Origin of the sequence: Nocardia jiangxiensis NBRC 101359, from assembly GCF_000308615.1 — a bacterium.
In the GTDB taxonomy this organism is placed as follows: Bacteria; Actinomycetota; Actinomycetes; order Mycobacteriales; family Mycobacteriaceae; genus Nocardia; species Nocardia jiangxiensis.
On the sequence record NZ_BAGB01000047.1, the window covers coordinates 191,747 to 206,780 of the forward strand.

Sequence of the window (15,034 nt, forward strand, 5' to 3'; positions counted from 1 at the left end):
GGGAGATTTCCAGCTCAGACCGCAACCGAACCACCCACCCGGAGGAGGTGATCCGATTGTCCGACATCCTCGACACTGACGTGGCCCCGTTCTGCCACGGCCAGAACCACTCTGGCAGCGTTCCGATCGCGACTGTCCGCGAATCCGCAACCCTCGCACCGAAAGCCTCTCTCGTGCAGTTCGAGTCGCTTGATTCTCGCGAAACACCGACTGCACGTCATGGTCGTGTACGCGGGCCGGACCATCACCACCCTCCGCCCAGCCCGCACGGCACGCTCGACGAGTTCACGCTTGGCCGCACCGATCGCAGCATCGGCCGCTTTGCGAGCCATCGTAGATTTCGCCAGGAACATCGGTGTGAAATCCTCGACAGCGATCACGTTGTAGCGGTCGACCACCCGCGCCGCCCAGACGCGGGAGTCGTGGATGGTTTGGCGCGCGGCTTTCTTCGCCAACCGGGCAGCCTGCCGCTTGGCCTCGCCGTAGCCCCTGGACTGCGGTCGGCCCTTGCGATGACGCCGGGCCATCGTACGCTGTGTCTTCGCCGGCTCGGCTGCGCATCGTTTCCGGTGCCCGAGATACGGCAGATCGAAGGAAGGATCGGTAGTCGTCGCCGTGGTGGAAACACCCCAGTCGATGCCGATACCACCCCGACCGCGCGGACGGGACTCGACTTCTCGGCGCACGACGAACGAGGCGTACCAGTAGCCGAGGCTGTCGCGGTGAACGCGAACCGACTTGGGCGGCGACGGCAGTTCTCGCGACCACACCACCGGGACCATGACGCCCTTCGGCAACACCAAGCGGCCGTCACGGATCGAGAACCCGCGCGTCGTGTACTCCAACGACGGCAAGGAAATCTTGCGGGACTTCACCTTCGGGCGACCCCGCCTGGTCACCTTGAACGAGTGGTCCAGCGCTTGGGCGTAGTCGCGGAGCGTCTGCTGTTGCGCGACCTGAGACCCCTCACGCAACCACAGCAATCTCGCTCGCGCTTCGGTGAGCAGCTTCCCAAGCCGCGCGAACGTTGGCTTCTGCCCGGATCTCTGCTGGTGCACGGCTTCGTTCCAGAGCCAGCGGCAGCGGCCCCACTCTGCCAGCAGCGCCCTTTCGGCGGTGCGCCCAGGCTGAAGCCGGTACGTGTACCGCACCACCTCATCCATTCGAACATACTATCGAAAGATGTTGTCATGCGAGTAATCCGACACGTCCAGCCTTTCCTCTTCGCCACGAACGGCGAAATACCCAAGGGGGAATCCTGATGACTGACCTGGACATCGAGGTCCGGATCAACGGTGCGCGACACCGGGATCGGGTGCCGCCGCGACTGACCCTGGCCGACTACCTGCGCGAACGGTGTGGTCTGACCGGCACCCATCTGGGCTGTGAACACGGCGTCTGTGGTGCGTGCACGGTCCTGGTCGACGGCGCGGCCGTGCGCTCGTGCCTGATGTTCGCCGTGCAGGCCGATGGTTCGGAGGTCACCACCGTCGAGGGCATCGCCGAACCGGACGGCGAACTGTCCCCGGTACAGGCGGCCTTCCGGGACGAACACGGTCTGCAGTGCGGATTCTGCACTCCCGGATTCATCGTCACCGTCACCGCCTTCCTGGCCGAGAACCCGCACCCGACCGACGCCGAGATCCGCGAGGCGATATCCGGAAACCTGTGCCGCTGCACGGGATATCAGGGCATCATCCGCGCGGTCCGCGCCGCCGCCGACTCGAACCACACCGCCGCCGCGCCCACCGCGCAGCAGGCGTGAGCACGCAAAGGATCTGGCGATGAAACTCGACAACACCTTCCGCATCCCGGTTCCGGCCGCGCAGGCCTGGCACGTGCTGCTCGATCTGGAACGGATCGCCCCCTGTGTTCCGGGCGCGGACATCACCTCGCGTGAGGGCGAGGACTTCCACGGCCGGATCAAGGTCAAGCTGGGCCCGGTGGGACTGAGCTACAGCGGCATCATCACCGTGGTCTCCCAGGACGAGGCCGCCGGAATCGCCGTGTTGCAGGGCCGCGGGCGAGAGGTGCGCGGCAACGGCACGGCCAAGGCGACGATCACCTGCCGCCTGGTCGAATCCGAGGGCGCCACAGATGTTTTCGTCGACACCGAGCTGTCGATCACCGGGAAGCCGGCCCAATTCGGGCGAGGCGCGCTCGCCGATGTCGCGGGCACCCTGATCGGCCAGTTCGCCACCAATCTCGCCGCGGAGATCACCGCGGCGGCACCGGCCCCCGCGGCGGACGCCCTATCCCCGTCCGCCGCGGCAACCTCGCCGGACGCACCGGAGCACACTCCCGCGCCCGCACCCGCCGCGGCGGCCACCCCGCCGCCCCGCACCCCCGCCGAGCCGATCGATCTACTCGCCACCGCGGGCGCGAGTTCGATGGCACGATACGGCGGAATCGCTCTGCTGGTGGTCGCCGGACTGCTATTCGCGCTGTTGCGACGCAGACGATCGGATCGCTCGGCCGGTTGAGGCCGCATAATCCCGGAGGAAGAAAGTGTTGTCACGTGACGATGGCGTCACGCACCAAGGGCCCCTCGGCGGCACGGCGGTGCAGCTGCCGCCCCGCCGCATCAGGCACATCCGGATCGAGGCCGGTGCGGTCTCGGCGGACTACCAGGCATGTGCCGAACAGATCGCGGACATCGTCGCGGAATTACGCGCGAGTGCCGGTATCACCGTCACGGTGGACGACGACGTCCGGCCGGATCTACCCTCCCTGCCCTGCGCGGGCCTGTGGGACTGACCAGCGTCCATGTCGAACCGCCGCGTCCCGACCGGGGACGCGGCACGACATGCGACGAGCCCTCGCTCAGCCGACCGGACTGAGATCCGCGCCGACCGGCGGGATGTCCGACAGCCCGCTGCGGAAGACCTCGGTGGTCCCGACCGAGGTCACCGGGCGCGCGGCCGCGGTCAGCGCCTGAGCCTTGAACGCCTGCGCGGCGACACTCAACCGGTGCAGTACCGGATCGACCCGGTGCTCCGGCGGCGTGGGCCAGCCCTCACCCCAGACCACGACCTCGATTCCGCCGTCACCCAGAGCCTTGAGCAGACCGCGTCGCGCACGCGGATCCCCTTGGCACACATCACAAGCCACCGCCAGCGCATGCGGCCGACGCCCCTGCCCGCGCGAGGCGAGCACCTCCTCGAGGGCTATCGCGTCCGCGCCGAGTATGCGCAGCGGCCGCGGGTCCGATGGATCGGCCACCAGAACGGTGACCTCCCAACCCGCGATCGAGCGATCGAACAGCCAGCCCCCGGCATGTTCGACGACGTCTGCGACACTGGTCGCGACGACGTCGAGCCGGTACCGCATCGTGCCCCGCTGATCGCCGGACCGATCGGCGTCGGTCAGTTCACCGGATCGTCCGGAGCCAGATCGCGAGCCAGTGACTTCGTGTACTCGGCGAACACCTCGGGCAGCGGGATCGAGTGATCGAGCAGCCATGACATCTCCATTCCATTGATGAAAGCGACGATTTCCATAGCTCGGATGTCGGGATCGACGTCGGCCCGATACCGTCCGGTCTCCTGATTGCGACGGATGATGTCGGCAACGATGCCGACCGCCACTTTCCATCGGTCGAGCATGCGGTCGTGCAATGGAGCCTCGGGCACCAGGTTCTCCACGAGCAGCACCACGAAGGTGCCCACGAGATCGGGCGAGCGTTGCATGCGGTCGGCGACCTTGCGGATCTCCACGACCAGATCCCCGCTCAGGTCGGTATCCGCGGCGTCGTCGGCGTCCCGGGCGTCCAGAACCGCGTGCAGAAGTTGGTCCTTGGACTGGAAGTGGTGCAGCAGCCCGGCCGGACTCACGCCGGCTTCACCGGCGATCTGCGCCAAAGTCGTACTGCGCCAGCCATTCCGGGTGAGCAGCCGCTGAGCGACTGCCAGGATGCGCTGCCTGCGGTCTTCACCCTTGGCGCGTAGCGAGGCATACGGACGTGGATCTGTCACGAGAAGCTCTCCTCGATCAAACCTAGTGAACACACAGTAGGTTGGTTGGGGGTGTTGTGACAAGGGTCTCAGGCCAATGATTCGTGCGCACCCGCCGCGACCTGCCGACTTACCACCGCGACTCCGTCGATTCTCTCTAGGGACGACCGGCAGCAGATGTAGACGATAACATCATTCTCGCAGGCTGAACTGGCATAATAGGAGTCTGTTCGGCTAACTCCGGTGTATCACCCTCTCCTAATGTGATAACTTCATTCCCATCGGGATTCACGGTCTCCGGGCGCAGCGCCGGGGAGCCGCGCGGGCGCCACGGGGCCACGCCGGGCCCACCGGACTCCACCCGGATCAGCCTCCGCCGCCCATCGACCAGGCACCGATCCCGCGAAACGGAAAACTCCCTTGGAGGGTCAAGATGTCGGTTCCCACCAGCAGCGCTTCGTTGTACCCGCCCGGCGGATTCGGGCCACCGAAGGATCGTCGCGGTCACGCGCAGGGCTCGGTGGGCCTGCCCGCGGGCACCGAGGTCTTCTCTGCCGACAATCACATCTCCCTGGCCGACGACATCTTCTACGAGCGGTTCCCGGAGAACATGAAGGACCGCGCGCCGCGGATCTGGTACGAGGACGGCGCATTCCAGATCGGCCGCAAGGGCAAGTCCTTCCTGCCCGGTGATTTCAGCAGCGTGCTGATGCAGTACGACCCGCTGGACGGGTCGGGCAGCGCCAATTTCGACGCGCGCGCCGCCGATCTGCGCGCGGACGGCATCGCCAAGGAGCTCGCATTCCCGAATGCGTTGCTGGCCTTGCTGTTCTACCCGGACAAGGAGGTCCGGGAGCTCGCGTTCCGGGTGTACAACGAGTACATCGCGGATCTGCAGGAACGCTCGGGCGGCAGCTTCTACGGCGTCGGGCTGATCAACTGGTGGGACCCGGCCGGCGCCCGCCGCACCCTGGACGAACTGAAATCGTTGGGGCTCAAGACATTTTTGCTGCCGCTCTCGGCCGGTAAGGACGACGACGGCAAGGTCATCGATTACGGCAGCACCGCGATGATCCCGGTGTGGGACGCGATCGAGGAATCCGGCGTGCCGGTCTCCCATCACATCGGCGAATCCCCGCTGTCCGCGCCGTGCGAGGTCAACAGCGTGGTGGTCGGCATGATGCACAATGTCGCGCCGTTCCGGGAGTTGTTCTCCAAGTATGTGTTCAGCGGCATCATCGACCGGCATCCGGGCCTGAACATCGGCTGGTTCGAGGGCGGGATCAACTGGGTCCCCTCGGCCATCCAGGACGCCGAGCACATGAACGCCTCCTACAAGCACATGTACAACCGGCCGATCGAGCACGACGTGCGGTACTACTGGGACAACCACATGCGCGCGTCGTTCATGGTGGATCCGCTCGGCCTGTCGCTGATCGATCGCATCGGGCGCGACCGGGTGATGTGGTCCTCGGACTACCCGCACAACGAGAGCACCTGGGGCTATTCGGAAAAGTCGCTGGCCGGTGTGGTCGAGGCGGTCGGGCCGCAGGACGCCGCCAAGATCGTCAGCGGCAACATCACCGACTTCCTGAGTCTGTAGCGATGGCCTCCTCCACCACCGGCACACCGGCACTCGTCATTCCCGAGGTACCCGACCGTGCGCGCATGCGCCGCGAGACCGGCGCGCGGCTGCGCTCGGCCATGGCCGCTCAGGGAGTCGACGCGCTGGTCCTGCTGAACAACAGCAATGTCGTCTACGCCACCGGGGCCAACTGGCCGCTCGGCGATGCGGGTCTGTCGCATGTCGAACGACCGGTCGCGGTCGTGGTCGCGGGTGATCCGTGGCCGCATCTGTTCCTGCCGTTCCGCGAGGGCACCTCGGCGGAGACCGATCTGCCCGCGGACCACCTGCACGGCCCCGTCTATCTCGAATTCGACGAGGGCGTCACCGAATTCGCGAAAGTGCTCGCGGATCTGATCCCGTCCGGCTCGGCCGTCGCGGTCGACGAGTGCACCGGCGCGATGCTGCGGGCGCGCTCGGATCTGTTCCCCGGCGCAGCGCCGACCGACGCCGCACTGGTCGTCGGCCCGGCCAAGCTGATCAAGACTCCCGACGAGATCGCCTGCATCCGCACCGCGGCCCGGATCACCGATCAGGCCATGGTCGACGTGCAGGCCGCGCTCGCCCCCGGACGCCGCCAGATCGATCTGTCCGCGCGTTTCGTGCGCCGGGCCTTCGAACTGGGCGCTACCGCCACCATGCTGGACGCGATCTGGCAGGTCATGCCGGACACCAAGGCCGAGGGCGTGTGGACCACGCACGGCGATCTGGCGCTGCCGCTGCTCACCACCGAACGCGAACTCGCCGCCGGTGACGTGCTGTGGACCGACGTCAGCATCACCTACGGCGGGTACTGCTCCGATTTCGGCCGCACCTGGACCGTGGGCGCGGAGCCGAATGCCCGGCAGCACAAGCAGTTCGAGCGCTGGCACGAGATCCTGTCCGCGGTCCTGGAAGTGACCGGGGCCGGGGCGAGCGCCGCGGATCTCGCGCGCGCGGCCACGGCCGCCAACGACGGGGTCAAGCCCTGGCTGCCGCATTTCTACCTCGGTCACGGGATCGGGGTCAGCGCGGCCGAAACACCCATGATCGGAACGGATCTCGGCGCGGAGTTCGACGAGAACTTCATCTTCGAACCGAACATGGTGCTGGTCCTGGAGCCGGTCGTCTGGGAGGACGGCACCGGCGGCTACCGAAGCGAGGAAATCATCGTGATCACCGAAGAGGGCTCGATCGCCCTGACCGACTACCCGTATGCGCCCTATGGGCACTGAGGTGATGCCGGACGATCGCGCCCTGCGGCATGGGCGGCGCGATCGCGCACTGGCACAGATGAAAGCCCATGACCTGGACGTCCTCGTGCTCGGCAGGCAGGCCAACGCCCGCTACGTCGCGGGCGCACCCCAGCTGTGGGTCGCCGGAACCCGTCCCTTCGGGCCGGTGGCCACGGTGGTGCGCGAGACCGGTGCGGTCCATCTGCTCAGCACATGGGACGAGGGCGTTCCCGAGGACATTCCGCACGATCACCTGTACGGGATGATGTGGAATCCGATGAATACCATTGCGGCACTTCGCGACATCCAGGGCGCGTCGACGGCGGTACGCGTCGGCACCGACGCGCTCTCACCGAATTTCGCGAAGCTGCTGCCGCTGGCCTTTCCGAATGCCGAACTGGTCGACGGCGAACTCGCGATGCGGACGGCGCGGCGGATCAAGACTGCCGAGGAGATCGAGGTATTGCGCGGCACCCTGCGGGTCGCCGAGGCGGGCCTGGCCGCGACCGTGGCCGAACTCGCTTCCGGCAGTAGTGAACAGGTGCTGATCGGTGCGATGCTCGAGGCGATGACCGCGGCCGGGATCAGCACCCCGGCCTCGCAGGATTCGGTGTGGGTGACCTCCAAGGAACATCCGTGGCGGCGCGCGGGCACGGACCGGCGGGCGCGCGAGGGTGATCTGGTGGCGTTCTCGGCCGGAGTTCTCGGCGACGGGTACATCGGCGAGGTCGGCCGGACGTATCCGGTCGGCTCGGCGAGCGAGGACACTCGCAAGCTGTATCAGCGCTGGGACGCGTTGCAGGCCAGGCTTTTCGAGGCTTGCCGTCCGGGCGAGACGGCAGCGGGACTGCTCACCGCGTATGAACTCGCGGGTGAACCCTTGCCCGCGATGCCGGTCGCACGCGGTCTGGGCATGGGTTTCGATTCGCCCGTCGTCTCACCGCAGCTACGCGCCACGGCCGAGGCCGAACGGCTAGAGCCGGGCATGGTACTGGCGGTGACGGGATACGTCTGGGAGTCCGGAGTCGGCGCGGTATTCGGCCGCGACGCGGTGCTGATCACCGACGACGGCTTCGAGGTGCTCACCTCCGCGCCCCACTGGGAGCACTGAGCGGTCCGAAGCTCGGCGCATAGTGCTCCGAGCTTCGGATCTCTTGTCCCCCAACCACTTTCAGTAAAGGAGGCGAGCATGTCCGAATCCGAGCAGCCCTCGAACAACCAGTCCTCGACAGAGCCGGATCAGCCCTCGGCCGAGGAGATCGTCCGCTACGAGAAGGATCCGAAGACCAGGATCGCGACGATCACCTTCGACCGGCCCGATCAGCTCAACGCGCCCACCGTCGCCGCGCGGCTGCGCTATGCGGATCTGCTGCACCGGGCCAGCGTGGACGACGAGGTCAAGGTGCTCGTCGTCCGCGGCGCGGGCAACGATTTCGGCACCGGTGCGGATCTGCCGGAGTTCATGGATATCCAGAACGACCCGTCCCAGAAGCGGCGACTGGCCGAGTACCGGATCGGCGAGGACGAGGTGCAGTATCCGCCGAAGGATTCCTTCCGGCACGGCGCGACCATCAGCCAGTGGTACGCCAACGCCTCGGCCGGCTGCCGCAGCCTGCAGGAATTCAAGAAGATCAGTATCGTGGAGACCAAGGGCTACTGCTACGGCTGGCACTTCTACCAGGCCGCGGACGCAGATCTGGTGATCTCGTCGGACGACACGCTGTTCGGGCATCCCTCGTTCCGCTACTACGGTTGGGGACCGCGGATGTGGACCTGGGCGCAGACCATGGGGCTGCGGCGTTTTCAGGAGATGGTGTTCACCGGACGCGCCTTCACCGCGCAGGAGATGTACGAGTGCAATTTCCTGAACAAGGTGGTCCCCCGCGACGAGCTCGAGGCCGAGACCGCGAAGTACGCGCTGGCCTGCTCGCGTAATCGCCCCACCGACACCGTCTTCATGCAGAAGGTGTTCTTCGAGGTGATGAAGCAGCATCAGGGCGAATACATGGGCAGTCTGCTGAGCGGGTTCTTCGAATCGATGGGCGGGCACATCCGCGCCGACGACGACGAACTCATGCTGGACAACGCGTTCGACAACGGGCTGAACAACTCGGTCAAGGACAACGACGCGCAGTTCCCGCCGGATTTCCGGCTCAGCAGGTCGGGCCGGAACAAGAAGGTGTAGCCGCACTGCGGCGTGCGGCGAAAGTCGGTGAGCGAGAATGTCATCCAGGCAAACCACCCGCACCTCGGAACGGTCGGTCTCCCCGCCGCTGCGCGGCTGTGTCGTGATCGATCTGTCCAGCGGTATCGCGGGCGGGTACTGCACGAGAATGCTGCGCGACGGCGGCGCGCAGGTGATCAAGGTCGAAGCGCCCGAGGGTGATTCGCTGCGATCCTGGTCGGCGTCCGGTGCGGCGATCGAAAACGGTTGTGATGGAGCGCTGTTCAGTTTCCTGGCCGGTGGTAAGGAGAGTGTGCGCGCGGATCCGGATCGTACCGAGGATCTGGATCTGGTCGACACGCTGCTGGATTCGGCCGACGTCGTGGTCTGGTCGCGGGATTCGCGGCTGACCGAGCATCCCCGGCTGAGCATCTCCGCGATACGTCGCGCGCACCGGCATCTGGTGGTCACCGCGATCACCCCGTTCGGGCTCGAGGGACCCTGGAGTGACCGTGCGGCAACGGAATTCACGTTGCAGGCGTGGTCCGGAGGCATCGTCGGGCTGGGACGCGGCGCACCCGAACAGGCTCCGGTGCACATCGGCGGCCGGGTGGGCGAATGGTTCGCCGGGGCATACGCCTCGGCGGCCACCATGACCTCACGGCTGCGCACACTGGGATCCGGGACGGGTGAGCTGGTCGATCTGTCCGTCCTGGAGACGCAGATCCTCGGGCTCACCTATTTCCCGGTGTCGTTCTACGAAGCCCTGAACCGGCCGTTCCGCACGCAGCGACGGTTGAGCGTGCCCGGTGTGGCGACCGCCGCCGACGGGATGGTCGCCCTCGGATGCGGCACCTCGCAGCAGTGGTTCGATCTGTGTGCGATGGTCGGACATCCGGAGTGGATCGACGAGGACACCGACCTGTCGATCACCGAACGGGCCGGGAAGAACGCACCGGAGATCTTCGCCTGGCTGGCCGAGCAGCCGACCGAGGTGATCCGAGATCTGGCCTCCGCGTTCCGAATTCCGAACGGGCCGGTGGTCAACGGGGCCAATGCCACCGCGATGGGTCATCACATTTCTCGTGAGAGTTTCACGGTGAATCCGCGCGACGGATTCGTTCAGCCGCGTCCGCCGTATCGCCCGCAGCCGACCTGGTTGGGCGACCCGCTGCCCGCGCCGCGACTGGGTGAGCACACCGCCCGATATCGCGCGGCGCGCCCGGAACGTCACGACGCGCGTCCCGCCGCGACCCTGAATCCCCTTCCCTTCCAGGAACTTCGAGTACTGGACCTGACCACCTACTGGGCGGGCCCGTCCTGCACCCACTATCTGGCCATGCTCGGCGCGGAGGTCATCCACGTCGAATCCGCCACCCGCCCCGACGGCACCCGCCTCATCGCGGGAGTGCCCGCGACGCAGGAGCAATGGTGGGAGTACTCGCCGATCTTCTCCGGGCTGAACACCAACAAGAAGAGCATCACCCTGGATTTCCGCTCCGACCGCGGGCGTGCGCTGCTCTCCCGTCTGGCCGCCACCTGCGATGTCATCGTGGAGAACTACACACCGCGCGTGCTGGACCAGATCGGACTGGATTATGCTGCGGTACAACAACTTCGACCGGACACGATCATGGTCCGCATGCCCGGCTTCGGCCTGGACGGGCCGTGGCGCGACAATCCCGCCTTCGCGTACGTCATCGAGGACACCTCCGGCCTGACCTGGCTCACCGGCCACCCGGACCGAAATCCGCTGGAGCCCTACTCGATCGGCGATCCCAACGCCGGGCTGCACGCCCTCAACGCCCTACTGCTGGCGCTGGAACACCGCCGCCGCACGGGAAACGGCATGCTCGTCGAGGCAGCCATGGTCGACGCCGCCCTCAACGTGGCCGCCGAACAGGTCATCGAACACTCCGCCTACGGCGCCCTCCTGGAACGCGACGGCAACCGCGGCCCCGCAGCAGCCCCGCAGAACCTCTACAAAGCATCGGGCACAGACGAATTCGGCCGCCAGGACTGCTGGGTCGCCATCGCCGTCGGCACCGACGACCAGTGGCGCGCCCTGTCCAAGACTCTCGGAGATCCGGCCTGGGCCCAATCCCCCGACCTGTCCTCGGCCGCCGGACGACGACGCGAACACGATGCGATCGACGCACACCTCGCCGAGTGGTGCGCGACCCGCGACAGCGACGAGATAGTCCGAATCCTCTGGGACGCAGGCATTCCCGTCGCCAAGGCGATGCAGCCACACCGCCAGTTCGAGATCCCGCAACTCGACGCGCGCGAGTTCTTCGAACCGGTCTCCCACCCCGTGGCCCGCACCGCGCGGCACAGCACCGTCCCCGTCCGCTTCTCCGCCGGCCCCGAGCAGTTCCACCGCTCCCCCGCACCGCTGCTGGGCGAACACACCACCGAAGTGCTCGCGGCACTCGGGCTCACCGAAACAGAGATCGGCGAACTCGAGGCCGACGGCATCATCGGCGGCTCCCCGGCCGTCATCCGCACACCCGCGCAGTCCGACTGAAGCGGCCTGCGCGTTCGCTCACCGCACGCGGAACCGAATCCCGTGTGGCAGTGGGACATTCTCCACCCAGGTGCCCTCGACATCGAATCCCGAGACGAAGAACGACCCCTCCGGATCTCGGCGGAACTGCCGAATTCCGATCCAGCCGACATCGGAGAACCGAATCGAGTCGTATTCCGCGATCGCGACGTCTGCGGCGTAACTGCCTGCCGCACTGATGCTTTCGGAATCCATCGCGGCTCTCACACCCCGCCCCCGGCCACCGCGAGCGCCTCTTCCGCATCGTCGCCTTCACTTTCGAATGCGGCGCCGCGCACCGACTTCAGGTCGTTCTCGCCGGGCCGATTGAAGATGACCGGCACCTCCGCAACGGCCCGGGTCGCCGCGTCGCGCAGAATCTTGCGCAGCCGCACGACCCCGACATCACTGGAACCGAGGTGCTCGTTCTCCCGGTCCATGATCGCGCCCTGGCTCTCCTGAACCGCGAGATCCTCGAAGAAGAGGTTGTCCAGGCCCGAGAAGTGGTCGCGGCCGAGGGTGTCGCGGTCCTGCCCCCAACGCTGCTTTCCGCGCATGCCGGCGGTGAAGTCGTCGGGGTGCAGGGTCAGCGGTGCGACATGCCGTCCCAGCGGCTTGGCCGGGTCGAGCCGATCGTTCTTGTCGTACCAGACGACCCACTGCAGGCAGTGCGTATCGTCGATCGGCACGATGCAGAATGCCGCACGCTCGTCGTTCTGCGGCACGAAACACCAGAACGGCGCGATGTATTCGGTGACGCGATAGTAGTGCCCGCCGTCCGGCCGCGGGCGATCCGCGTAGATCCGCATACCGTAGGGACGGTCCCGGACGATGATCGACGGCGCGGCTTCGTAGGCCACCTGATGCTGTCCGGGGAACTGGGTCTTGTGCAACTGGCCCAGGTGCGCGGTGTCGACCAGACCTTCCAGGCACTGGATCCAGCCGCACCGGGTCACCCCGACCACGGCCTGACACTGTCCCTCGTCCAGACCCATGAAATCCATATCCGGGAACGGCGGCTCATCGCCGTCGCCCAGATACACCCAGATCATCCCGGCCGCCTCCCGCACCGGATGCGCATTGACCGGCAGGATCTGCCGGAACCGGTCCCGCCGCTGTTCCGGCTCGGTGGGCACCGCGAGGCAGCGACCGCCGCTGCCGAACTCCCAGCCGTGGTAGATGCAGGTCAGGCTGGAACCGGAGTTGAATCCCAGGGCCAGCGAGGCACGGCGATGCGGGCACTGCTCGTCGAGGCAGCCGAGTGAGCCGTCGGCGAGCCGGTAGATGACCATCGGCACGCCCAGCGCTTTCGCGCGCACCGGATCCGCGCCCGGCCGGACCGCGGCGCTGCGCGCCACCGGCATCCAGAATTTCCGTAGATACGTTCCCATCGGCGTGCCGGGCCCGACCTGGGAGATCTGGGCGTTGTCAGCGGTTTTGAGCACTGTGGCTCCTCATCGGTCGTAGGTGCTGTCGCTCATCGAATCGCGTCTTCCGGGGTGATGTTCGAGTGATCCCGGTGAGGTGCGGCCGGTCGGCATACCGGGCTGGGCAGCGCCGGCGTCGAGTCCCACACACCAGGGAAATATCTTGCTATTAAGATTATTAGCCGAGGTTTTCCTCTTTAGCAAGAGGAAGTTCGAGGCGATCCGGGAGCCAACATGCCCGTAAAATGCCGCTGAGCGGCCCGACTTTTGAACGTCCGTTCAATACCTCCACTCAGTTTTGAACGCTCGTTAAAGTAGTGCCATGACCTCCCCGAGTGGGCAGCGGTCGACAGCCCGCCGCCGCGCATACGATCCGGAGCGCAACCGCCGAGCCGTGCTGGCCGCGGCGCGACGACTCTTCGCCGCGCAGGGGTACGACGCGGTGAGTATCCGGGCCATCGCCGCGGAGGCCGGGGTGACCGCGGGACTGGTGATGTCGTATTTCGGCACCAAGGACGCGCTCTTCCGCGAGGTGGTCGGCGGTGGCGCGGGCATCGGCACCGACGTCGTCGCGCACGCCGGCAGCGGACCGGAGCGACTCGCCCAAGCCCTGGCCCACGCCTATCTGGAACGCTGGGATCAGCTGACGCCCGACGATCCCTGGCCCGCCCTGATCCGCTCCGCACTCACCCATCCACCGAGCGCGGCCATGCTCCGCGAGGTGCTGGAGAAGCAGGTCAGCGGCCCTCTGACGCGTCTGCTCGACGGTTCCGCCACCGCCGACGCGAGCGCGGGGCTGGTGCGCAGCATCCTGTTCGGCGTGATCATGGAGCGCTACCTGTTCGCGCACGAGCCCGCCCACTCCGTCCCGACCGAGAAGCTCGAACCCGCACTCGCGGCCGTGCTGGCGGTCGCGTTGCAGGACATGCCGACTCCCGCCGATACCCCCGACGAAGCACAGGACAGCGGCGCCAACGCCGTGGCGCGCATCCTGACCGAGTGGCAGGCCGAGTTGCCCGACACCGACGTCTCGGCGCTGGCGGTCTTCGGCCGGCTACACCGATGCTTCCTGCGCTACCAGACCCAGATCAGCCGGATCATAGAGCAGCACGGCATCAGTTTCGCCGCACTCGACGTACTCACGGCCCTGCGCCGAGCCGGCGCGCCCTACCGGCGCACCGCCGGAGACCTGGCCACGTCCAGCCTGGTCAGCACCGGCGGCATCACGCTGCGGGCCGACAAACTGGAAGAGGCCGGACTGATCCTGCGCGAACGCGACGAGGACGACCGACGCATCGTCTACCTGCGCCTGACCGATACCGGACTGGCGCTGACGGATCGGCTCATCGAGGACCACTTCGCCAACGAACTCGACATGCTCGCCGGGCTCGTACCAGCCGAACGCCGACGACTCGCGGCGCTGTTGGAGCGCCTGGAAGGCTCATTGGAGGTTTCCGGGCAGCGCGAACGCAAGGCGTCCTTCGACGCCCGCGCCTGCGAGGGGTAGGGATTCCCACCAGCGGCGCACGCCGCTCTCGGCGGGGTACCACTCGACGCGTCAGGCCGAATCCGCGTGGGGCTGTTCCGGTTCGGTGGATTCCGCGGCGAGGATGGACCGTTCGAGTTTGCGCAACAGATGGGCGAGCCCGGCCTGTTCGGCGGGGGTGAGCCCCGCGAGCATGCGGGATTCGTTCGCGAAGTGATCGGTGGCCGTCACCTCGAGTACGCGCAGTCCCGCCTCGGTCAGGCGGGAGTAGACGATGCGCCGATCATCGGGGTCGCGTTCGCGTTCCACCAGGCCCGCCTTCTCGAGGCGATCCACCCGCAGGGTCATACCGCCCGTGGTGACCAGGGCCATCTCGGCCAGCTGCCCCGCCGTCATCCGGTAGGGCGGGCCCGAACGACGAAGCGCGGCAAGGACATCGAAGGCAGCCATATTGATGCCGTGCCGGTCGAACAGCGCGGTCAGCGAGGACTGGTAGTAGACGTAATTGCGGTGCAGCCGGCCGAACACCTCCAGCGGCGAGACATCCAGCTCGGGTCGCTGCTGGTGCCATTGCGCGACGATGTCGTCGACCGCATCCCGATCGGGGTTCGACCGCGCCAC

Annotated in this window: 15 protein-coding genes; 9 read left to right on the forward strand and 6 right to left on the reverse strand. The window is 67.0% G+C overall.

From position 1 onward, the window contains the following. Nucleotides 1–14 precede the first annotated feature (14 nt). Nucleotides 15–1,163: an RNA-guided endonuclease InsQ/TnpB family protein gene (locus tag ON40_RS21300; protein ID WP_040825400.1), complete on the reverse strand. Its 1,149-nt coding sequence runs from the start codon at nt 1,161–1,163 to the stop codon at nt 15–17. A 98-nt stretch (nt 1,164–1,261) separates the two neighbouring features. On the opposite strand from ON40_RS21300, the gene ON40_RS21305 reads away from it, so the two are divergent. From ON40_RS21305 to ON40_RS21315, 3 genes are read left to right on the forward strand one after another with little or no spacing between them, the layout of a single operon-like run. Beyond that, on the forward strand, nt 1,262–1,765 hold the full coding sequence (locus ON40_RS21305; RefSeq protein ID WP_040825402.1) for a (2Fe-2S)-binding protein: 504 nt from the start codon (nt 1,262–1,264) through the stop codon (nt 1,763–1,765). A 19-nt stretch (nt 1,766–1,784) separates the two neighbouring features. Continuing rightward, nucleotides 1,785–2,483, forward strand: coding sequence for an SRPBCC family protein (locus tag ON40_RS21310; RefSeq protein ID WP_040825403.1), 699 nt, complete (start codon nt 1,785–1,787; stop codon nt 2,481–2,483). Between the two features lie 28 nt (nt 2,484–2,511). After that, nucleotides 2,512–2,757: a hypothetical protein gene (locus ON40_RS21315; RefSeq protein ID WP_157186362.1), complete on the forward strand. Its 246-nt coding sequence runs from the start codon at nt 2,512–2,514 to the stop codon at nt 2,755–2,757. Between the two features lie 66 nt (nt 2,758–2,823). On the opposite strand, the gene ON40_RS21320 is transcribed toward ON40_RS21315, so the two are convergent. After that, nucleotides 2,824–3,330: a hypothetical protein gene (locus ON40_RS21320; protein WP_040825407.1), complete on the reverse strand. Its 507-nt coding sequence runs from the start codon at nt 3,328–3,330 to the stop codon at nt 2,824–2,826. Between the two features lie 35 nt (nt 3,331–3,365). Next, nucleotides 3,366–3,974 carry a TetR/AcrR family transcriptional regulator gene (locus ON40_RS21325; protein ID WP_040825408.1) on the reverse strand — a complete coding sequence of 203 codons (609 nt, stop codon included), beginning with the start codon at nt 3,972–3,974 and terminating at the stop codon, nt 3,366–3,368. Nucleotides 3,975–4,386: 412 nt separating this feature from the next. Here ON40_RS21325 and ON40_RS21330 point away from each other — a divergent pair, with 412 nt between their 5' ends. From ON40_RS21330 to ON40_RS21350, 5 genes are all read left to right on the forward strand, one after another. Further along, entirely contained in the window at nt 4,387–5,556 is a 1,170-nt protein-coding gene (locus ON40_RS21330; RefSeq protein ID WP_040825410.1) for an amidohydrolase family protein, read from the forward strand. A gap of 2 nt (nt 5,557–5,558) precedes the next feature. Next, nucleotides 5,559–6,791, forward strand: a complete 1,233-nt coding sequence (locus tag ON40_RS21335; protein WP_040825412.1) for a M24 family metallopeptidase — start codon at nt 5,559–5,561, stop codon at nt 6,789–6,791. Further along, the gene (locus tag ON40_RS21340; RefSeq protein ID WP_040825414.1) at nt 6,781–7,902 is read left to right on the forward strand and encodes a M24 family metallopeptidase; all 1,122 of its coding nucleotides are present in this window, start codon (nt 6,781–6,783) and stop codon (nt 7,900–7,902) included. The genes ON40_RS21335 and ON40_RS21340 overlap by 11 nt, the downstream gene beginning before the upstream one ends. Before the next feature lie 78 nt (nt 7,903–7,980). Next, nucleotides 7,981–8,976 carry an enoyl-CoA hydratase/isomerase family protein gene (locus tag ON40_RS21345; protein WP_051193375.1) on the forward strand — a complete coding sequence of 332 codons (996 nt, stop codon included), beginning with the start codon at nt 7,981–7,983 and terminating at the stop codon, nt 8,974–8,976. A gap of 37 nt (nt 8,977–9,013) precedes the next feature. Beyond that, on the forward strand, nt 9,014–11,482 hold the full coding sequence (locus ON40_RS21350; RefSeq protein ID WP_051193376.1) for a CaiB/BaiF CoA-transferase family protein: 2,469 nt from the start codon (nt 9,014–9,016) through the stop codon (nt 11,480–11,482). A gap of 18 nt (nt 11,483–11,500) precedes the next feature. Here the strand turns inward: ON40_RS21350 and ON40_RS21355 are convergent, their stop codons facing one another. Continuing rightward, the gene (locus ON40_RS21355; protein WP_040825416.1) at nt 11,501–11,716 is read right to left on the reverse strand and encodes a hypothetical protein; all 216 of its coding nucleotides are present in this window, start codon (nt 11,714–11,716) and stop codon (nt 11,501–11,503) included. A gap of 8 nt (nt 11,717–11,724) precedes the next feature. Continuing rightward, nucleotides 11,725–12,945 (reverse strand): Rieske 2Fe-2S domain-containing protein, encoded by a 1,221-nt coding sequence (locus ON40_RS21360; RefSeq protein ID WP_040825417.1) that lies wholly within the window; start codon nt 12,943–12,945, stop codon nt 11,725–11,727. A 304-nt stretch (nt 12,946–13,249) separates the two neighbouring features. Here ON40_RS21360 and ON40_RS50025 point away from each other — a divergent pair, with 304 nt between their 5' ends. Next, nucleotides 13,250–14,434, forward strand: a complete 1,185-nt coding sequence (locus ON40_RS50025; protein ID WP_083895816.1) for a TetR/AcrR family transcriptional regulator — start codon at nt 13,250–13,252, stop codon at nt 14,432–14,434. Between the two features lie 51 nt (nt 14,435–14,485). Here the strand turns inward: ON40_RS50025 and ON40_RS21370 are convergent, their stop codons facing one another. Next, complete coding sequence (locus tag ON40_RS21370) at nt 14,486–15,034, reverse strand: MarR family winged helix-turn-helix transcriptional regulator (RefSeq protein WP_040825418.1); 549 nt, start codon at nt 15,032–15,034, stop codon at nt 14,486–14,488.